A 19,126-nucleotide genomic window follows, 5' to 3' on the forward strand; every position below is an offset into this window, starting at 1 on the left:
GAACGGCTCAGACCGACTCGGGATCGCGGCGCCGGGCAACCTCAGCGGCCATCAGCAGCGTCGCGATGGCAGCGACGATGCCGATCACCAGCACAATCACGCGTGCATCAGGTTCGTTGGCATCGGGATCCAGGGTGGCAGCGTCGGAGAGGACGTCGTCGAGCAGCGTGTCGATGCCAGCTTGCAGCGCAAGCGTCGCTTGACGGCTCGACTCGATCAGCTCTGCTTCTTGAGCGATGAGGGGAAGCCGGTGTCGCAGCGAGTCGAAGAAGTTCGCATCTCCGTTGCCGAAGGCAATGAACTGGCGTGCCAGCGGGACCAACTGGGGGTGTACTTCGCTTCCGCCCTCTTGCTCCAGATACGCAATGCTCGACTCCAGACGGTGGGCCGCGGTCGCAAACCTCTCCTCGGCCTCGGCGATCAGCGTCGGCTCGGAGATGATGATGGCGATGATGAGGCCCGAGAAGGTCCGGAAGAGCGGGTTGAAGATGAGCGCCAAGTGCCGGTACCGCACGAGCTCCTCACGTGACAGCGGACCAGCACCGCTCGCCCCGCCGTCGGCGAACTCGCTGCGGCCGGTCAGCATGTAATACAGCTGGTTGTCGAGGCTCGAGACCACCGCCGGCCGAAGCTGGTAGTCGAAGAAGGCCCTCAGCTGCGCCCGTTGACCCGCTGCAGATTGGAGAGCCTCGACGAGTTCGGCGCGGCCATCGTGAATCGCGTCGACATTGGATTGCAGACCGTCGACGGCTGAGTACAGGCCCACGACGGCGTCGCCATGGCCTGCGCCCTCCAAGACCTCCAGGTGCTGGCGAATGCCGGACAGGTCGGCTGCGGCAGCGTCGCGGACCGCCGGCAGATCACCCAGCGGCGTCGTCGGTGCGCTCCTGGCCGTGGCAACCGCCGCGACGGCGCCCACGTGCTGGTCAGCTGCCAGAGCTGCATTGAGAACGTCGGCGATGCCGAGGTACCCATCGACGGATCCGACGCTGTCGACCGCTTGCGTCAGGAACGCCGTGGCCTCCGCCTGCAGCGCCGCCACCGTCCCATCGACTGCGGCGATATCGCGCGCCTCCTGCGCGGCCAGACCCAAGCGGATCTTCATCATGTCGATCATGTTCGCCTCGCCATAGGCACCGTCCACGAGTTCCCTCGCGAGCGGAATCAGCGTGGGTTCCAGATCTGGGTGGGGGTCCTCAGCGAAGACATCGATGCTGTCTTCGAGCTGATACATCACCAGATCGACGTTTTCCTCGACCGTGGCAATGAAGGCGATGTCCGACTGCCTGGCCGCGACTTCGAGGAGGACCGATCCTTGGTCGACTTGCTGGGTCATGAGCGCGAGGCGTGAGTACCGCAGCAGGTCGTCGGGTGCGACGGCATCGCTGCGGTCGGTGATCAAGCCGTAGAACACGTCGTCCTCGCTCGCCACTGATGCGGGCACGAGTTCCCAATTGGTCATGGCGATGATCTCTTGCCGGCGTCGTTCGGACTCGCGTCGGACTTCGGCAAGGGCGAGTCGTCGGCGTTCGATCTCCGCAGAGCGCTGCACAAGCTCATTGGTCAGCTCACGTATCGTCGCCGCTGCCTGCGAGTGCCCTGCGCTCTGCAAGGCGTCAAGCTGCTCATACAGAGCCTCAATCTCTGCGTCCATCGAGGCTCGGGACTCCGCCAACGTTTCTGCAGTCATGCCCGCGTGCGTTGCCACCGTGGCAGCGTCCGCCAAGGATTTCACCTGCCGCACGACTGCCAGCGCGCTCGTCACCGCACCAATGTCGGGTTCGTCATCCGCCGGAGTCGCCGAGTCGCCGGCAACGACCCAGCCGACGGCCGTGCTCGCAGCGATGATCGCGAACACGACCAGCGTGATCGTCGCCAGCCGGGCCGACACCCGCAGACGGCCCATTACTGCGTGTCCCCAAGGTTGGCCACCGGCACGAAGCTGCCGTCGTCGTTGATAACCGTCAGCAGGACTTCGTCGGATCCCTGGTTGTCACCCGGGCCGTACTGCAGGCTGACGCCGGACAGGTCGATGGCGCCGAGCTCGGTGAATGCGCCCAAGAAGCACGCGCGGCTCACATCTGCTCCGCACGTTTCGAGCGCCACGATGGCCAATCGTCCCGCCAGGTACCCCTCCAGCGAGACGAACCCGGGCACTGCGCTCGGATCGAGCTCGCTGAGCGCCTCGCGGTACTCCGCCACGACCGGGGTCCCGGCATCATCGGGAATCGGGACCACCTGTGTCACAAACACACCGGACGCTTCATCTCCCAGCTCCTGCGCCAGCGCGTTGCCGCCCACGAACGAAACGGCCATGAAGACCGGATCAACGTCCATGCGCAGCAGCGTGATCGCCTTGGCCACCGGCTGGTAAGCACCGATGAAGATGACCGCCTCGGGCTGCGCTTCTGCGATGTGGAACACCGCAGCCTTCACCGCGCTGGAGTTCCGCTCGTAGTACCAAGTGGCAACGGGTGCCAGCCCGCGCTTGTCGAGGGCCTCGGTCACACCGTTCAGGCCGGACTGGCCGAACGAGTCGTTCTGGTACATGACCGCCACCCGAGTGACGCCCAGGTCTTCGGTGAGCCGCTCCACCATGTGCTCGGTCTCCTGCGCATAGGAGGCCCGCAGGTTGACCACCGAATTCAGGTCGGGATCGCGAAGGAAGCCGGCGCCGGTCAACGGTCCGACAAACGGCACAGCCCGCGACTCGGCGAGCGGGACAGCCGAGCGCGACGTCGGCGTTCCCACCTCTCCGATCAGCGCAAACACTCGCTCTTGGGCGATCAGCTCACGTGTGCTCGCGAACGCAAATCCCGGCTCGTACCTGTCATCTCGCGTGACCAGTTCGAGCATGCGGCCGTGGACCCCGCCTGCTCGGTTCTGTTCCGCGAACGCGGCCTCGATGCCCAAGCGCATGGCATGTCCCAACGCCTGGGCCGGCCCGCTGAACGCCGCGGACTGCCCGAACAGGACACGATCATCGGAAACCCCCGGCGTCGGTTGATCACCGGCCGCCGGCACTGTCGCCGGCGCGGGCGCCTCTGATGTACCGGTCGTTACGCCTTCATCAGGCGCGGCACCGGTGCACGCCGCCACCAAGATGGCCACGCCCGCAACCAGAGCTGCCAACCGCCCGAGCAACGGGGGGGGGGGGGTAGACATTGCGTCGTTCCTTTGCTGAGAGTCGCGGGAGCGCTCCATCCATCGATGGATATGGCGATCGTAGATGTGAACGGCTCGTATATTCGGAATGCATGTGTCTTGGCGCATGCAACAGGTGCACACAGGTCTGCAGTGCGTACATCGCCCGCATTTGTGCAGTGACATCGCCACGCGGGCGCCGGACGCTGCGCTCTAGGGCTGGGAGCGGGCAGCAGCGATTGCGGCGTGGATGCGGGCGGGGCTGAGCGGCAGCTCGTCGATGCTGATGCCCAACGGCGCAAGCGCATCGCAGACGGCGTTTGCTATGGCGGCGTAGGGGCCGAGGGTGCCGCCCTCGCCCACGCCGCGGATCTGGTTCAGGTTGTGCGCAGGATCGGCGATGTGGCCCAGCTCGATCGACGGCATCCGGTCGGCAGTGATGGCCAGGTAGTCCATGAACGTGCCCGAATGCAGCTGGCCGTCGGCGTCGTAGACGAAGTGCTCGTACAGCGCGCCGCCCACGCCTTGGGCGATGGCGCCGTGCATCTGGCCCTCCACGATCATCGGGTTGATCACGCGGCCGGTGTCCTCTACGCACACGATGCGCTGCACCTCCACCTCGCCGGTGTCGAGGTCGACTTCGACCACTGCGGCCTGCGCGCCGGCCGCGAAGGTGCCAGTCATCGGGTCGTAGAAGCGCATGGCCTCCAGGCCGGGCTCGAGGCCGGGCGGGAGGCGGTGGGGCTCGAAGTAGGCCACGTGCGCCACCTCGCCGAGGGTGATGCCGACAGCAGGCGCGTCCTGCGTGTGGATGAAGCCGTCGTCGATGCTCAGCCAGTCGGGCTCGGCTTCGAGCAGATGCGCCGCGATGACCAACGCCTTCGTCAGCACGGCGCGGGCTGCCAGCGTTGCTGCACCCGAGCCGATGACACCCTGGCGGCTGGCGAACGCTCCCATCCCGAACGAGATGCGGTCGGTGTCGCCCATCTCGACGGTCACCTGTTCGACGCCGACGCCGAGCTCGGCGGCCACCACCTGCGCCATGGTGGTCTCAAGGCCTTGGCCTTGCGAGGTGACGCCCATGGCCGCGGTGATCGCTCCGGACGGGTCGACGCGCACTTCAGCCGATTCGTGGCCGGTGCGGAACGGCAGTCGCGGACCCGCTGAGGCCTTCTGACCGAGACCGGTCAGCTCGTTGTAACAAGCGAAGCCGATGCCCAACGCGCGCCGTTCGACTCCAGCAGCGCGGGCTTGGGCCTGGTGTGTTCGGAACCCGTCGTAGTCGATGAGCTCGACGGCTTGGTCGAGGCAGTCGAGGTAGGTGCGTGAGTCGTGCACCAGCCGCGTGGGAGCGGTGTAGGGCAGGTCGTCGGGAGCCACGAGGTTGCGGCGGCGGATGTCGAGGGGGTCCAGGCCGAGCTCGGCGGCTGCATCGTCGAGCAGGCGCTCCATCACGAACACCGTCGCTGGTCGGGCCACACCCCGGTACGGGCCGGTCGGCGTGGTGTTGGTGGCCACGCCCAGCACCTCGCAGTGGTAATGGGAGAGCTTGTAGGGGCCGGTCAGCAGGCCGCCAGCCATGAGCGGCTCGATGCCCGCCGTCCATGGCGGCGAGCTGTAGGCGCCGACATTGGCATGCAGCACCGCATCGATCGCCACCAGTGTGCCGTCGGCCTCGAAGCCGGCCCGCAGCGAGTACTGGTGGTCACGTGCGTGCAGCGCAGTTGCCATGTGCTCCGATCGAGTCTCGACCCATCCCACAGGACAGCCGAGCCGCCGAGCGAGTTGGCTCACCACGACGTCTTCGGGATACAGCGCCCCCTTGATGCCGAACCCGCCGCCGACGTCGCCGACCACCATGCGCACGGCGCTGTCGGCCACGCCGAGCACTTTGGCCATGCCGGCGCGATGCAGGTACGGCACCTGCGAGGTGGCGTGCAGCGTCAGCTTGGTGCCCTCGCGATTCCAGACAGCCACGGCGCCGCGACCCTCCATGGGCGTGGCACCGTGCCGGTTGGTGCGGTAGTGACGTTCGAGCACCAGGTGCGAGCCGACAATTGCCGCGTCCGCGTCGCCGGCGTCGAAGGTGCGAGTGACGATGAGGTTGTCGGGCGCGATGTCGTGCACCGGTTCGGAAGGATCCGTCGCAGCAGCCACGGCGTCGACATGCACCTGGAGCTCGTCGTAGGCCACATCGACGAGCTCGGCGGCGTCGGTCGCCGCCGCGGGGGTGGTGGCGACCACCGCCGCAACAGCCTCACCCTGGTAGCGCACCTTGCCGGTCGCCAGCACCATCTGGGGGGTGTTCACATGGGTCTGCAGCGCAGACTCGGCGACGAGCGCCAGGTCGGCGAAGTCCGGGTCGGCACCGGTCACAACATCGACCACGCCGGGCGCCTGCCGGGCAGCCGAGACATCGACCGAGATAATCCGCGCGTGAGCCACGGGACTCCGCACGAACGCCACGGCGAGCTGCCCGTCGTAGCGGACGTTCGCGATGTAACGACCGCGCCCTTGCAGCAGCCGGCTGTCTTCGCGCCGGGGCACGGGCTTGCCGAAAGGACCGCCCTCGGTTGGTGTTGTCTCATCCAGCCGGAATGGCTCGTCTGCCACGCTGCTCTCTTCTCCGCCGGTTCCCGACCGGCTGCTCTGGCGCAATCCGGACGGAGGCGTCGCTCAGACCATCGAGTAGCCGCCGTTGACGGAGACGGTCTGGCCGGTCGTCCATCCCGACAGCGGCGAGGCCAGCAGCAGCACCATCGGCGGCACGTCGTCAGGCACGCCCACCCGCCGCAGCGGATACATCTTGGCGATGCGGGCCATGCGCTCGTCGTCGGCATTGCCGGTGTGGTGGGCAAACCGCTCCGAGCGCACCAACCCAAGCGACACGGTGTTGGCGCGGATGCCGTTGCGGCCGAATTCCTTGGCAACCGACTTCATCAAGCCCATGGTGGACGCCCGAGTCGTAGCCACCCCCGCCAGACGGCTCTCACCCACCCGGCCAGAGTCGCCCATGAGCGACACGATCGAGCCTTCGATGCCCGCATCGACCATGTGGCGCACCACGGCCTGAGTCATGCGCATGGTGCCCATGACCGTCACGTCGACCATTCGCTGCAGGTCGTCGGCGTCGATGTCGAGAAACGGCCGGGTGTCGGTGTAGGCGGCGTTGTTGACCAGCACGTCGATGCTGCCGAACTCGCTGACCACCTCATCCACCGTGCGCTGCACGTCGCTGCCGCTGGTGACGTCGCAGCGGACCGCCAGTGCCGCGAGACCGGCTTCTTGGGCTGCGGCTGCGCCCTTCTCGGCACCCTCGCTCGAAGCGTTGTAGGCGAAGGCCACATTCGCACCCTCGTCGGCGAACGCCGCAGCGATGGCCAGCCCGAGCCCCTGGCCCGCGCCTGTCACAAGGACGTTCTTTCCCGTCAGCTGCAGATCCATCGCACGCTCCGATTCGTGTGCCCGTGCCCGCACGGGGTTCCGTCAGTCTGCCGCGATCAGCACGTGAGCGCCCGCACGCCCCGGCACCGCCCCACCACGAGGGCAACAAACTCTGCCGCGATCAGCACGTGAGCGCCCGCGCGCCCCGGCACCGCCCCACCACGACGGCAACAAGCTCTGCCGCAATCCGGTACGGCCGGTCTGCTGGCTACCGCTATGGTGACGGCCATGGGGTACGAGCCGACTGAGCACCATCCGGCATTCGAGGAGTACTCCGAGACGGTGTACGAACTGGCGGAGGACGGGGTCGAGGTCATCCAGGCGCGTATTGCCGAACGGCTGGAAGTCTCGCGGCCGGCGGTGTCGGAGATGATCCGCCGCATGCAGCGTGAGGGCCTTGTGAACGTCGACGACGACGCCCACATCAGCCTCACCGATGAAGGCCAGCAGATCGCCACCACGGTGGTGCGCCGGCACCGTCTCGCTGAGCGGTTCCTGACCGACGTCCTCAAGCTGAACTGGGCTGACGCCCACCATGAGGCGGGCCGCTGGGAGCATGTGATCTCCCCCGTCGTGGAACGGGCGATGATGGAGCTGCTCCACGATCCGAACACGTGCCCGCACGGCAACCCCATTCCCGGCTCCGACTACACCGCGCCGACCGACGCGAAGCCGCTCGCAGACGTCGGGACGGCCGGGGGCTTCACGGTGGAGCGCATTCCCGAAGAGCTGGAATTCGCACCCGGACAGCTTGAGTTTCTGGAGCAATCCGGGCTCATGCCGGGCCGCTCGGGAACCGTCATGTCAGTCTCGCCCGACGGCACCGCCACTGTGGAGATGAACGAGGGCACGGTGGGCGTCAGCGCCTACACCGCTGCGCGCATCCTCGTCACTGCAGGCGACTAAGCGTTCACGCGCCCGGCTGCGGCGTCTGCTCAGTTTCGATCTCCGGGTGCGCATTGGCGCGCTGTGCCGATGAGCGCTTGCGCTCTGTCACAGTCAACGCTTGCGCGCGGTGCGTTAGCAGTGCCTAACATGGGTCATAAGGAGTCGTGCACCACGTTGGTGCGCCCTTCAGTACTGCGCCGGGGTCGCCGACGTCGATGATCGTCTGCCAATGTCTTGCGACGAATGAAGCCGCCATCCGGCGGCTTGCCGCGCACGGTGGCACGACGGTCCGCGACGTGTCGATGGCCTGCGGTGCCGGGACCGACTGCGGCAGCTGCGTCGCCATGATCCAGGCCGTGCTCGACCAATGCGTGCTCGAGGCCATCGACCCCGAGCATCACCCAGTCCACTCGATCGCCTTCGAGGCGATCGCGGTGGGCGCCTAGCGCGAGGCCCCGGGCCCGAGCGGCCCGCGACCGGCGCGAACACAAGCGGGAAGCAATAGCCAGCGTGCGCTGTTGTCTGCCGACTCGGATTGCTCCGGCATGCGCGTAGGGTGGAGTTCATGCAGGGATCACCCGAGGTCATCGAGTTCTTGAACGAAGCGCTAACGGCCGAATTGACGGCCATCAACCAGTACTTCGCCGCCTCGAAGATCGCCGGCAACTGGGGTTATGACCGGTTGGCCTCCAAGTACCACGAGGAATCCGTCGAGGAAATGCGCGATGCCGAGAAGCTCATGGAGCGCATCCTGCTGCTGGATGCGCTGCCCAACATGCAGCGGCTGGGCAGCGTGATGATCGGCGAGACCGTGCCAGAACAACTTGCCCTCGACCGGCAGCTCGAAGAGCACGCCATCGAGCGCTACCGCAGCGGTGTGCGGCTGTGCCTCGACCATGGCGATGCCGGCACCCGGGAGCTGCTCGAGCACTTGCTGGTAGGCGAGGAAGAGCATCTCGACTGGATCGAGACCCAGCAGAGCCTCATCGAAGACATCGGCATCGAGCGGTACCTGCTGAGCCAGATCGGCGACGACTAGCGCCCCTCAACGGTTGAGGAACTAGGTGCGTCGGCTGCGCAGGCGGCGAGGGCATCGGTTCTAGACCACTTGGGCCCTCAGGGGTGGAGTTCGATCTCGGGGTCGTAGGCAGCGGCAGCGAACCAGAACGTGTCGATGTGCTCGATGAGCTGGAGCTGGGCTCCCGCCAGGGGGCCGTCGAGCGCCCGGCCGAGTATCGACCAGGTGGAGCCGGTCTGATCGTCGGTGAATGCTCCCGGCCCGGACGAGCTCGCAGCATCGGGCATGCGTGTGAAGGTCAGCGCCTGGCCATCCACGTTGGGATCGAACACGCCGGTAGCGCCCACGTCGCGACCGAAGGCCACCTGCTGGTTCTGGATCGGCGTCGCCGTGCCGGGGAGATGAAGTGCGACAACCGTCGTGCCGCCCAGGTTCAGCGGCAGCACGCCGTCAGAGCTCAGCGTGTCAAGCTGCACTGCGATCGAAGCGCCGCTGTGGCGGATGACCAGCACGCGGGTCTGCGGCGGCAGGCGATCATCAGGTGTGCCGCCGAAGAAGGTCGGGCTTCCGTTGGGCGTGTCGTAGTTGACGTAGGGATTGGTGCCGTATGAGCGCCCGAAACCGCCGGGACGGGTCATCACGAGGCCGTTGGGATGCTCATCGAGGAACGTTTCGAAGGCCACGGTGGCCATCGGGATCAACTCGAGCTGGGATCCGGTGAGCGCGCCGGCGATGGCCTGCCCGGTGTAGTGGGCCCACAGGCTCTCGGTCTGGCGGTCGTACATGACGAGTGCGGAGTTGTAGAGCCGGCCGGAGGTGCCGAAGTCGAAGATGCGATCGCCGAGCTGGCGGTAGTACCCGATGGCGGTGTTGCACAGCGGGCAGTAGGTGATGGTGACCGGCTCGCCGCCGACGGTGTCGTTGACGATCTCGTGCCACAGCAGCACCTGCACCGGGTAGGCGCGGGCGTCGCCGTTGAGCGTGAGCGTGACCACTGCCTCCTGCGGCTGCAGGAAGCCGACATCGGTGGCCCGCTCGAACTCCGGTGCGTCGATGGAGGGGATGCCGTCGGGCGGCGGCCCGCCGGAGAGGACGTCGAGGGGCGACACCAGCGGTTCGGGCAGCAGCGGCGCGGTCATGCCCTCGCGCAGCGCCGAGACGGTGGATTCGCGCGGGTCGCCGGGGATCTGCGTGACCCTGACGTCGACGATCACTTCGGTGGGCGAGGTCGGCGGCGCCGTGGCCGTCGTTGCCGGCGCGGTGTCGGCGCTTGCTGCATCGACGGTGTCAGGCTCGGACGGCTCGTCGCTGGACGAGTCGTCGGCACACCCGAGCGCGACGAGCATGAGCGCTGCTGCGAGCAGCACCAGCACGCCGCGGACGCCGCTCCCTCGTACAGCCGCGAGCTTCAGCCGGATTCGGCCCAGACGGCGGCAGGCAGTCGTACTAGCTCGGATTTCAGCCGGTAGTGACGCCGCTGTCGTGAGAGCCATCGTGCGACGCTACTCCGGCCGTTCGCGCCTTCATGTTCAGGGTGCTGACGCAGGTGCGCTCCGGCAGATGCCAGAGCGCCCACGAAGCGGCCGGTTCGTCGACGAGGTGCCGGGCGTTCGTGCATCGCTGCGCTAGGTCATCATGGGCGATGACCAGCTCGGAGCACGGCCGGTCGCCGGCGTCCAGCTTCACCCTTTCGTGGCCGATCTCGGGCAGCTCCAAGCGGTACAACCAGAGCGCGTACTCAGGCACCGATGTTCGATCGTGGGCAAGACACGTCAGGCCATCGTCGACGGCGTCGGACACGGTGCCTGCGGAGACAACCTGGTCTCGGGCGACGGCACCGACATCGGCCAGGTGGCGGTGATTCGAGACCGTCGCGACCGCTCCGAGCACGAGCGCTGCCGCAACAAGTGCGACCAGCGCGACGTCGGGGATCTTCGCCGTGCGCGGGCGAGTATCCCGACGATCCATGTCAGATGTAGGGGGCGGAGAGGTTTCATCCTCGCCGAGTTCGACTCGCCTGCGCAGCGCTGCGGCGGCCAACAGCACACCGAAGAGCGTGAGAACAAGCGCCGCCATGGCCACGGCACTCAGGCGCTCATCGAGCCACGTCCACGCCGGGCTGAGCGACAGGGTCATGATGCGGCGCGGCGCAGCGTCGTAGCCGCCTGCAACACCGACGACCACCGCGCACGCGACCACCGCCACGGCCGCGGCTGTCCCGAGGACGGCCGAACCGCGGGACGGCAACGGGCTGCGAGGATGCCCTGCCGGCCGGGGAGCAGCACCGATGTCAGACGCCACCGATTCGCTGCGAGGCGTCGTTGGCCGGGCCCCAAGCCAGGCCAGCGTGGCGACAGCCAGCGGCACCGCCCATGGGTCGACATAACGCCCGTACAGCAGCGCGTCGGCCCGCGCGCTTCCAGTCAACGTCCAGCCGCCGAGCAGCACGGCCCCGAACGCGCCAATCGCCAAGCAGACCAGCGCCGCCGAGAGCGCACCGGGGATGCCGGCATGTTCACGCGGCATCCGAGCGGCCGGACTGCGCTCAGCGTCCCCGGACATACGCCCTTCAGGAGGCCGCCGTCCGAACAGCCCGCCGGTTGTCGCTGCCGGTCTGGCCGGTGCAGTCAGCGCATCCTCCTCGTCGGAAGGCCGCCTTCGGACGAACTCGAAGACGACGCCCAGCCCGGCCACCAGGCCGATCAGGCCGAGGCCGAGCGTTCCCCCGCCCAGCGCCAGCAGCTGCCCCGACACCGTGGCGATCGGCTCCGCGCCGCGATCCAGCTGCGCCGCTTCGCTCAGCCGATCTGTCGGCCAGGTGTCGGTGAGGGTCAGCGCCGCGGCCGTGGCTGCACCGCCGGCGACCAGTCCCATGCCGAGAGCAGCCCGGGCGCGGCGACCGATGCGGCACAGCAGCGCCGTTGCCACAACAGCCACCACCAGCACGATCATGCGGGCGTGCAGTGCCACTGCCAACGTGGCGAACAGCCCGGCACGGGCCCACGCCCGCTGGCTCGCCGCGGAGCCGGCATGCAGCACGGCGAAGGCCACCGCTAGCGCCACGATGAGCACGAACAAGGAGAGCAGGGTCTCGGGCCAGGCGATGCGCGAGGCGCTCGACAGCGACGGATGGACCGCCGCGACCAGCCCCGCTGCACCCGCCACCCACCAGCGCCGCGAGCCCACCAGGCCGAGCCGGCCGGCAACCACCACGGCGGCGACCGCCGCCAGCGAGTTGACGACCAGCGCGAGGTAGTGCACCGCCTCGCCCTGCGTCCCCAGCAACGAGACCTGTGCAACGCCCACCAACGGCGCAACCAGCAGCCCGTAGCCCGGCTGGAACGGGATGTGACCCAGCGCGAGCCCGTCGCCGCCGACCCATTGGGCGATTCCCAGGTATGCCGGCACATCGGGCACCGCCACCGGCCCGCCCGCTACGACTGCGATGCGCAGATGCACAACGAACACGGCCAGCACGACGCACATTCCGATCGAGGCCCACATGAACGCTCGCGGTGGGTCACGCCGCATACCGCTGAGAAGGCTGTCACACCCCGGCGCGCCCCGAAGCCTCTCCCCTAACATCAAACGGGGCCTACAGGGAGGTTGAACCGATGGCGGCGAGCCAGGTGGCAACTGACACGAGCACACGTCCGGCGGTCAGCATCGACCCGGAGACGGGTCGCAAGATCTTCAACACCCGAGCTGCGAAGGCGTCAGAGAAGATCGACGGCGTGGGCTACTCGGTCAACGCCGACGAGCATCTGAAGGAGCTGCCCCCTCCCCCGCCCGGCGCCGTGTTCAACGCCGAAGAGCAGGCCAAGTACCGCGACTTCAAGGAAGCGCGCCGGGGCGCTGCCGACTACATGGCCATGGAGGGCGAGTTCAAGCGCTACCTCGACGACGTTTATTCCGAGCCGCCGATCGAGCGCGAGGCGCTCGACGACGAGTGCGAGGTGCTGTGCATCGGCGCCGGGTTCGCCGGGCTGCTGCTGTGGCACAAGCTGAGCAGCGCCGGATTCACCGACGTGCGCTTCTGCGAGAAGGGCGGCGACGTCGGCGGCACCTGGTACTGGAACCGCTACCCGGGCATCGCCTGCGACGTCGAGTCGTACAGCTACCTGCCGCTGCTCGAGGAGATGAAGTACATCCCGACGATGAAGTTCGCCTCAGGCTTCGAGATTCTCGAGTACTGCCAGGCGATGGCCGACAAGTTCGGCTTCTACGACCACTGCCTGTTTCACACCACCGTCGACTCCACGGTGTGGGACGAGGAGACCGGCCGCTGGACCGTCTACACCGATCGCGGCGATGCCATGAAGGCTCGCTACGTGATCCTGGCCAACGGCATCCTCACCAGCCCGAAGCTGGCCCGCATCGACGGCATGGCGAGCTTTGCGGGCGAGTCGTTCCACACGTCACGCTGGGACTACAACATCGACCTCGAAGGCAAGCGGGTGGGCATCATCGGCACCGGCGCCACCGCCGTGCAGGTCATCCCCGAGATCGCCAAGGTGGTCGGCGAGCTGTACGTGTTCCAGCGGACGCCGTCGTCGATCGACGTGCGCGACCAGCGCGAGACCGACCCAGAGGAGATCGCCGAGTGGTCGAAGGAGCCCGGCTGGGCACGGGCCCGCCGCAAACGCTTCTCCCGAATCTCCTCGGGCCGCACCGCGATCAAGGCCAACGACGATTACCTGGCCGGCCGGGTCGACGATTTCAAGGAGCGCAAGCAGCACGCCCGCAAGCTGTCGCCCGACGAGCTGGTGCAGAAGCAGCTCAACACCAACTTCCGGATCATGGAGCAGATCCGTGCCCGGGTGGACGCGATCGTGGAAGACCCCGCGACTGCCGAGGCGCTGAAGCCCTACTACCCCTACGGCTGCAAGCGGCCCACGTTCCACGACGAGTACCTGCCTACGTTCAACATGCCCCATGTGCACCTGGTGGACACCGCCCCGATGGGCGTGCAGGAGATCAACGAGCGGGGCGTGGTGCATGAGGGCATCGAGTACCCGCTCGACGTGCTGATCTACGCCACCGGGTTCCAGTGGATGGCGACCTCGACGTTCAACATGATCAGCGGCCGTGACGGTGTGACGCTGAGCGAGAAGTGGCAGACCGAGGGCACCCGGACGTTCCTCGGACTGCACAGCCACGGCTTCCCGAACCTGTTCATCGTGTCGGGCCCGCAGGGAGGCGGCGGCAGCTTCAACTTCACCGATGCCATCGACACCCACGGCGACTACATCATCTGGATGCTCACCGAGATGCGCGACAAGGCGTGGAACGTGGTGGACATCACCGAGGACTCAGAGGTGAACTACGCCGAGCACTGCAGGGTGGCCGACATCACCACCGCCCCGCTGCGCGATTGCCTGTCGTATTACAACGGTCACGGCGACGCGCAGCCGGGCAGCTTGGCGTACTACGGCGGCGGCTACTGGCACAAGTGGCGCATCGCCGCCCAAGAATCGCTCGACCCCTACCTGTTCGAGTTCAAGCCAGACCAGGTAGCCCAGCCCGCCGGCTAGTCCGAAACCGTCCGCCGGTTAACCCTGCGCCGGGCCGGTCGAGCCCGTTGCTGGCTGGCTACCGCGGTCAGCGGTTGGACCACTTGACCTGGCGGCGTTCCAGGAACGACGCCATGGCCTCGCGGCTGTCCTCGGTGAGCGACGACATGATCTGCGTGCGGTTCTCAAGGTCGATGCCGGCGCGCAGGCTGCCGATCTCAAGGTTCGACCACATCACTTCCTTGGTCATCCACACGCCGAATGGGCTGTTGGCCGCGATCTCCGCGGCGACGCCGAGGCAGGTGTCCATGAGGTCGTCGTCGGGGACCACGGCGCTGACGAGCCCGATCCGGTCGGCTTCGGCGGCGTCGATAACCCGGCCGGTGAGCAGCAGCTCCCACGCCCGGGAGGCGCCGATGAGACGGGGCAGCATCCAGCTCACGCCGATGTCGCAGCCCGAGATGCCCAGGCGCACAAAGGCGGTGCCGAACTTGGCGGTCTCGCCGCAGTAGCGGACGTCGGACGCGCAGGCGATGGCGAACCCGCCGCCGGCTGCCGCGCCGTTGATGGCTGCGATGATCGGCTGGCGCACGTCGCGCATGTGATGGACCAGCTCGGCGATCTCCTGCTGGACGGCCATGCCGCGCTGGGGACCGCCATGTTCCTCGGTGCCTGGGACCGTGCCATAGCCGGTCAGGTCGAGCCCGGCGCAGAAACCTCGGCCGGCGCCCGTGAGCACGATGGCGCGAGTGTCGTGGTCATTGTCGACAGCGCTGAGCGCGTCGTGGAGATCGCTGACCAGCCCGTGCGTGATCGCGTTCAGCCGTTCGGGCCGGTTGAAGGTGATGCGGGTGACGCCGTCGGCGGGCGCATCGATGCTCAGGTTCTCGTAGCCGTCGGACATCGGGACATCCTCTCGCTCAGTGTTCGCTGTGTCGTGCAGCGACAGCACAGTAGCCAGCGGGATCGGGGCGCTCTCGGGCCGATCCGGATTGTCCTGCCTGGGCCGCCGATGCGGCGACGCACGTGCGAACTGGCAACGCCGAACGCTGCCGATGTCGGCGCTGGGCACGGCGAAGCGAGTGGTAGCGCAGAATGTGCCGATGGCTGGCGGAGACGGTGGCGAGCGTCGCACGCGGCGGGGGCGGTCGAGCCGGGTCGCTGCGCGCACTGCCGGCCCGGCGCCATCGAAGCTCGGAACGACACCGCGCCGTCGCATTCCCACCTATGAGCTGCTGGACGACACCGCCTTGGATCGGCTCGAAGCGCACGCCGACTGGATCCTGTCCGAGATCGGCGTCGAGTTCCGCGGCGACGACGAAGCGCTGGAGCTGTTCCGGTCCGCCGGGGCACACGTCGATGGCGTGCGCGTGCGCTTCGAGCCCGGTTTGGCCCGGCAGCTCTGCTCGACTGCTCCGAGCAACTTCGCCATGTGGGGCCGCGACGGTCGACGCATCGAGATCGGTGGCGATCACGTGATCTTCACACCGACGTACGGCCCGCCGTTCGTGACGGACCTAGACGAGGGTCGTCGCTACGCCACCATCCACGACTTCCGGAACTTCGTGAAACTGACCTGGATGTCGCCGTGGCTGGCGCACGGCAGCGGCACGGTGTGCGAGCCGGTCGACGTGCCGGTCAACAAGCGCCACCTCGACATGGTGGATGCCCACCTGCGCTGGTCGGCCAAGCCGTTCATGGGCGCAGTGACCGCGCCCGAGCGGGCCGACGACTCGATCGCGATGGCCCGCATCGTGTTCGGCGCTGAGTACATGGAGACGCACTGCGTCATCCAGGGCAACGTGAACGTGAATTCGCCGCTGGTGTGGGACGCCACGATGAGCGGTGCGCTCAAGGCCTACGCCCGGGCGAACCAGGGCTGCCTGATCTCGCCGTTCATCATCGGCGGCGGCATGGGGCCCGTCACCCAGCCGGCGCTGGTCGCGCAGGCCCATGCCGAGGCCATGACCGGCATCGCGCTCACCCAGCTCGTGCGCCCCGGCTCGCCGATGATCTACGGCAACTTCCTGACCACGATGGACCTCCGCTCGGGAGCGCCCACGTTCGGCACTGCCGAATCCACGCTGGCGACTTACGCGATCGGCCAGCTCGCCCGGCGACTGGATTTGCCGTTCCGCTGCGGCGGCCACTACACGGCCTCGAAGATCGCCGATGCCCAGGCCATGCAGGAGTCGGCTGATGCGATGACGCCGGGACTGCTGGCGGGGGCGAACTTCATCCTGCAGGCGGCGGGATGGCTGGAAGGTGGGCTGACGCTCGGGTACGAGAAGTTCGTGATGGACGCCGACCGCTGCGGCATGCTGCATCGCCTCATAGAAGGACTGACCGTCGACAGCAACGAGCTCGGAGGCGAGGCGTTCAGCGAAGCCGGCCCGGGCGGCAACTATCTGGCAACCGCCCACACCATCGCCAACTTCGAGACGGCCAACTTCGAGGCCGCGCTGTGCGACACCCGATCCTTCGAGCAGTGGTCAGAAGAGGGTGCGCTCGACATGGCCCAGCGAGCCAACCGCCAGTGGAAGCAAACCCTCGCCAACTACGAGCCGCCCCCATCCCTCGACCCCGCCGTCGACCGCGAGCTGCAAGCCTTCGTCGAAGACCGCAAATCAGCCGTGCCCGACGCCTGGTACTGACCCGAACGAGCCCGGGCCGGCCTGGGGCTGTCCAAGTAGCTTCGCTGCATGGCGCAATCGCTCAGGTTCGGGATCGTGCACGACTTCCGCTGCCCGCCGGGCAGCGACGTGACGATGCCGCAGGTGTACGCCGAGACGTTCGAGCAGGTAGTGCTGGCCGAGCAGCTCGGCATGGAGCTGTGCTGGTTCACCGAGCACCACTTCATGGCCGACGGCTACCTGCCGAATTTCGTGCCGGTGGCGGGTGCGGCAGCGGCGCTCACCAGCAGCATCCGGTTCTCCACCGACATCTGCCTGATGCCGTTCCGCGACCCGGTGCGGCTGGCCGAGGACTTGGCCGTGCTCGACAACATCTCCGATGGCCGCATGGAGTTGGGCGTCGGCATGGGCTATGCCGCGCATGAGTTCGCCGGCTTCGGGCTGCCGCTCAGCCGGCGGGTGTCGCTGACCGAGGAGGCCATCGAGATCGTCCGGCTGGCGTGGTCGGGCGAGCCGTTCAGCTATGAGGGCAAGCGGTACACCTACCGGGACTTGCGGGTCACGCCCGACCCGGTGCAGCCCGGCGGGCCGCCGCTGTGGGTCGCGGCCACGAGCCGCGCCGGTGCCCTGCGGGCTGCGCGCTTCGATACGAACCTGCTGCCCCAAGGGCCGAAGGCTGCCGTGCTGGATCCGTGGAAGGAAGCGCTGGCGGCGGACGGCCGGGACCCCGGCGACAAGCGGGTGGGGATCATTCGCGGCGTGTATGTGACCGACGGCACGGATCCTGCCGACGACCCCGTCTGGGAGGCGGTGGCTGCGGCCGAGAAGTACCGCCGCGAGGTCTATATCGGCATCATCAAGACCAGCGCCGACCACAAGCAGACCGCCCGCGAGCGCGCTGCCCGCACCGGTCCGCGCCAGCCCGATCCGCTGAACCCGCTGGTGTGGACGGTCGGCGACGCCGACCATTGCGTCGCCGAGCTGACTGCGATGATCCGCGACCACGACGTCACCGACCTGGTCACCTGGGGCGGCCCGCCCGGCCTCCCGCCATCGGTGATGAACGCCTCGCTGGAGCGCATGGCCCGCGACGTCATTCCCAGAGTTCGCGCCAACCTCGCCCGCTGACGGTCTGGTTCGGCAATCCCGGCCTCAGGCCGGATTCGCCGGGGAACGCATGCGTCGAGTGACCTATGGTCCCGGCATGGACATTGCTGACCGTCTGGAACTGCACGAACTGCCGGGCCGCTACGGCGACATCATCGACGACCGCGATTGGGATCGGCTGGGGACGATCTTCACCGACGATGCGGTGTTCGATCTGACCGATTTGGGCGCGCCGCGGCTGGAGGGCTTGACCGCGATCCGCGACTTCATGGCCGACGAGGCCGAGCACCCGCGCACGCACACCATGACCAACATCTACGTGAACGAGACAGCGGACGGCGTGGAGCTGAAGTTCCGCATCTTGGCGCTGCTCGGCGGCGGCAAGGTCGGCACCGCGTCGTATCACGACCTGGTGGTGAAGACGCCCGAGGGCTGGCGTGTGCAGGACCGCATGCTGAAGCGCCGCCGCATGCAGGTGTACCCCGACTGAGTTGTCGCAGGCCCCGTCTCGGGCCAGCAGGCGGATAGTCGAGACGTCAGTCGGTCGCCGGGGCGCGGCTGTCGAGCCAGGCGCGCCAGCGGGCGTCGTCGTGCTCGGCTGCGGCTGCGCCCTCAGGACCGTAGAGGTACAGCCACACCGAGACCATCGTGAACCCGCCACCGTCCTCCGACGTCAGGAACCCGGTGCCCGGTGCGGGGGTGTCGAGCAGCAGGCTGATGCGGCGTGGCCCGGTGCCGACGACCGTGCCGCCCATCTTCGTGTCGTCGTCGGCCGCCACGTCGAGCCGGTCGCCGACACTGGGCATCTGGCCGATGCCGAGCCCGCCGGCGAGGATCTCCCAGCCCTGCTCGGGCGTCACCGGCCACATCACCATCGGAAGCGCGGAGGTGGCGCTCTGTCCGGCGAAGTGCTCGAGGTGGAGTTGCAGGTTGGACATGAACAGCTTCCAGCCGTCCACCATGGCGTCGTATTGCGGGTCGTCGTCGCCGAAGCCTGCGTTGTGCAGCCGCACGGTGCAGGTGTTGTCGTCGTGCGGTTCGACGATCCACTCGAACGACAGCCCACCGACACCCTCGCCCCCGTCGAACACGATGCGGCGCGGCGGCTCCCATGCCGCCACCCGGCCTTCGATCTGCATCTCGGGCTCAGGGCCGAACGAAGCCACGCCCGCTCCCCCAGCGCGCTCCTCGACAGTGTGGGGCACGTACCACGACGAGATCCCGGGCCCGGTCGCAACCGCCCTCCACACCGTGTCAACGTCGCCGATCACCTCGACCGACAAATCAATCACTCGCCCCGAATCCGCCATGCCCTCATTCTGCCCCGCTGTCGGTGCAGCCAAGACCGAAGCAATCGCCAATCTTTTGGCCGCCGGTGA

Annotated in this window: 15 protein-coding genes; 7 read left to right on the forward strand and 8 right to left on the reverse strand. The window is 67.8% G+C overall.

From position 1 onward, the window contains the following. Nucleotides 1-7 precede the first annotated feature (7 nt). From ACOGI8_RS14825 to ACOGI8_RS14840, 4 genes are all read right to left on the reverse strand, one after another. Nucleotides 8-1,906: a hypothetical protein gene (locus ACOGI8_RS14825; RefSeq protein WP_419854567.1), complete on the reverse strand. Its 1,899-nt coding sequence runs from the start codon at nucleotides 1,904-1,906 to the stop codon at nucleotides 8-10. Then, nucleotides 1,906-3,165, reverse strand: coding sequence for an ABC transporter substrate-binding protein (locus ACOGI8_RS14830; protein ID WP_419854568.1), 1,260 nt, complete (start codon nucleotides 3,163-3,165; stop codon nucleotides 1,906-1,908). Before ACOGI8_RS14830 ends, ACOGI8_RS14825 begins: the two co-directional genes overlap by 1 nt. A gap of 192 nt (nucleotides 3,166-3,357) precedes the next feature. Continuing rightward, nucleotides 3,358-5,757, reverse strand: coding sequence for a xanthine dehydrogenase family protein molybdopterin-binding subunit (locus ACOGI8_RS14835; protein ID WP_419854569.1), 2,400 nt, complete (start codon nucleotides 5,755-5,757; stop codon nucleotides 3,358-3,360). 63 nt (nucleotides 5,758-5,820) lie between these two features. Continuing rightward, nucleotides 5,821-6,588 carry an SDR family NAD(P)-dependent oxidoreductase gene (locus ACOGI8_RS14840; protein WP_419854570.1) on the reverse strand — a complete coding sequence of 256 codons (768 nt, stop codon included), beginning with the start codon at nucleotides 6,586-6,588 and terminating at the stop codon, nucleotides 5,821-5,823. A gap of 228 nt (nucleotides 6,589-6,816) precedes the next feature. Between ACOGI8_RS14840 and ACOGI8_RS14845 the strand changes: the two genes are divergently transcribed. The 3 genes from ACOGI8_RS14845 to bfr all read left to right on the forward strand — a co-directional run bounded on the left by ACOGI8_RS14845 (nucleotide 6,817) and on the right by bfr (nucleotide 8,515). Beyond that, on the forward strand, nucleotides 6,817-7,494 hold the full coding sequence (locus tag ACOGI8_RS14845; RefSeq protein WP_419854571.1) for a metal-dependent transcriptional regulator: 678 nt from the start codon (nucleotides 6,817-6,819) through the stop codon (nucleotides 7,492-7,494). 197 nt (nucleotides 7,495-7,691) lie between these two features. Then, nucleotides 7,692-7,922 (forward strand): (2Fe-2S)-binding protein, encoded by a 231-nt coding sequence (locus ACOGI8_RS14850; protein ID WP_323672585.1) that lies wholly within the window; start codon nucleotides 7,692-7,694, stop codon nucleotides 7,920-7,922. Between the two features lie 119 nt (nucleotides 7,923-8,041). Beyond that, a complete protein-coding gene (bfr, locus tag ACOGI8_RS14855) occupies nucleotides 8,042-8,515 on the forward strand; it encodes a bacterioferritin (protein ID WP_419854572.1) in 474 nt (157 codons plus the stop codon). Nucleotides 8,516-8,592: 77 nt separating this feature from the next. Here bfr and ACOGI8_RS14860 read toward each other — a convergent pair whose 3' ends face one another. Together ACOGI8_RS14860 and ACOGI8_RS14865 are read right to left on the reverse strand one after the other, a co-directional pair. Continuing rightward, nucleotides 8,593-9,867 carry a DUF3179 domain-containing protein gene (locus tag ACOGI8_RS14860; RefSeq protein ID WP_419854573.1) on the reverse strand — a complete coding sequence of 425 codons (1,275 nt, stop codon included), beginning with the start codon at nucleotides 9,865-9,867 and terminating at the stop codon, nucleotides 8,593-8,595. Between the two features lie 85 nt (nucleotides 9,868-9,952). After that, nucleotides 9,953-12,025: a hypothetical protein gene (locus ACOGI8_RS14865; protein ID WP_419854574.1), complete on the reverse strand. Its 2,073-nt coding sequence runs from the start codon at nucleotides 12,023-12,025 to the stop codon at nucleotides 9,953-9,955. Nucleotides 12,026-12,108: 83 nt separating this feature from the next. Here ACOGI8_RS14865 and ACOGI8_RS14870 point away from each other — a divergent pair, with 83 nt between their 5' ends. Further along, a complete protein-coding gene (locus tag ACOGI8_RS14870) occupies nucleotides 12,109-14,028 on the forward strand; it encodes a flavin-containing monooxygenase (protein WP_419854575.1) in 1,920 nt (639 codons plus the stop codon). Between the two features lie 67 nt (nucleotides 14,029-14,095). Here the strand turns inward: ACOGI8_RS14870 and ACOGI8_RS14875 are convergent, their stop codons facing one another. Continuing rightward, nucleotides 14,096-14,911 (reverse strand): enoyl-CoA hydratase/isomerase family protein, encoded by an 816-nt coding sequence (locus tag ACOGI8_RS14875; protein ID WP_419854576.1) that lies wholly within the window; start codon nucleotides 14,909-14,911, stop codon nucleotides 14,096-14,098. Between the two features lie 199 nt (nucleotides 14,912-15,110). On the opposite strand from ACOGI8_RS14875, the gene ACOGI8_RS14880 reads away from it, so the two are divergent. The 3 genes from ACOGI8_RS14880 to ACOGI8_RS14890 all read left to right on the forward strand — a co-directional run bounded on the left by ACOGI8_RS14880 (nucleotide 15,111) and on the right by ACOGI8_RS14890 (nucleotide 18,237). Further along, entirely contained in the window at nucleotides 15,111-16,661 is a 1,551-nt protein-coding gene (locus ACOGI8_RS14880; protein ID WP_419854577.1) for a trimethylamine methyltransferase family protein, read from the forward strand. A gap of 48 nt (nucleotides 16,662-16,709) precedes the next feature. Continuing rightward, nucleotides 16,710-17,768 carry an LLM class flavin-dependent oxidoreductase gene (locus tag ACOGI8_RS14885; RefSeq protein ID WP_419854578.1) on the forward strand — a complete coding sequence of 353 codons (1,059 nt, stop codon included), beginning with the start codon at nucleotides 16,710-16,712 and terminating at the stop codon, nucleotides 17,766-17,768. Nucleotides 17,769-17,844: 76 nt separating this feature from the next. Then, nucleotides 17,845-18,237 (forward strand): nuclear transport factor 2 family protein, encoded by a 393-nt coding sequence (locus ACOGI8_RS14890; protein ID WP_419854579.1) that lies wholly within the window; start codon nucleotides 17,845-17,847, stop codon nucleotides 18,235-18,237. A 46-nt stretch (nucleotides 18,238-18,283) separates the two neighbouring features. Here the strand turns inward: ACOGI8_RS14890 and ACOGI8_RS14895 are convergent, their stop codons facing one another. Next, nucleotides 18,284-19,057: an SRPBCC family protein gene (locus tag ACOGI8_RS14895; protein WP_419854580.1), complete on the reverse strand. Its 774-nt coding sequence runs from the start codon at nucleotides 19,055-19,057 to the stop codon at nucleotides 18,284-18,286. Between the last annotated feature and the right edge of the window lie 69 nt (nucleotides 19,058-19,126).

The sequence above is a fragment of the Candidatus Poriferisodalis sp. genome, assembly GCF_965204195.1.
Taxonomy (GTDB): domain Bacteria; phylum Actinomycetota; class Acidimicrobiia; order Acidimicrobiales; family Poriferisodalaceae; genus Poriferisodalis.

What these genes read in the sequence shown, in the direction of transcription:
- ACOGI8_RS14830 (WP_419854568.1), bottom strand. Translation starts at nt 3,165, where the DNA reads ATGTCTACCCCCCCCCCCCCGTTGCTCGGGCGGTTGGCAGCTCTGGTT.
- ACOGI8_RS14825 (WP_419854567.1), bottom strand. Translation starts at nt 1,906, where the DNA reads ATGGGCCGTCTGCGGGTGTCGGCCCGGCTGGCGACGATCACGCTGGTC.
- bfr (WP_419854572.1), top strand. Translation starts at nt 8,042, where the DNA reads ATGCAGGGATCACCCGAGGTCATCGAGTTCTTGAACGAAGCGCTAACG.
- ACOGI8_RS14875 (WP_419854576.1), bottom strand. Translation starts at nt 14,911, where the DNA reads ATGTCCGACGGCTACGAGAACCTGAGCATCGATGCGCCCGCCGACGGC.
- ACOGI8_RS14880 (WP_419854577.1), top strand. Translation starts at nt 15,111, where the DNA reads ATGGCTGGCGGAGACGGTGGCGAGCGTCGCACGCGGCGGGGGCGGTCG.
- ACOGI8_RS14850 (WP_323672585.1), top strand. Translation starts at nt 7,692, where the DNA reads ATGATCGTCTGCCAATGTCTTGCGACGAATGAAGCCGCCATCCGGCGG.
- ACOGI8_RS14895 (WP_419854580.1), bottom strand. Translation starts at nt 19,057, where the DNA reads ATGGCGGATTCGGGGCGAGTGATTGATTTGTCGGTCGAGGTGATCGGC.
- ACOGI8_RS14865 (WP_419854574.1), bottom strand. Translation starts at nt 12,025, where the DNA reads ATGCGGCGTGACCCACCGCGAGCGTTCATGTGGGCCTCGATCGGAATG.
- ACOGI8_RS14870 (WP_419854575.1), top strand. Translation starts at nt 12,109, where the DNA reads ATGGCGGCGAGCCAGGTGGCAACTGACACGAGCACACGTCCGGCGGTC.
- ACOGI8_RS14840 (WP_419854570.1), bottom strand. Translation starts at nt 6,588, where the DNA reads ATGGATCTGCAGCTGACGGGAAAGAACGTCCTTGTGACAGGCGCGGGC.
- ACOGI8_RS14845 (WP_419854571.1), top strand. Translation starts at nt 6,817, where the DNA reads ATGGGGTACGAGCCGACTGAGCACCATCCGGCATTCGAGGAGTACTCC.
- ACOGI8_RS14890 (WP_419854579.1), top strand. Translation starts at nt 17,845, where the DNA reads ATGGACATTGCTGACCGTCTGGAACTGCACGAACTGCCGGGCCGCTAC.
- ACOGI8_RS14885 (WP_419854578.1), top strand. Translation starts at nt 16,710, where the DNA reads ATGGCGCAATCGCTCAGGTTCGGGATCGTGCACGACTTCCGCTGCCCG.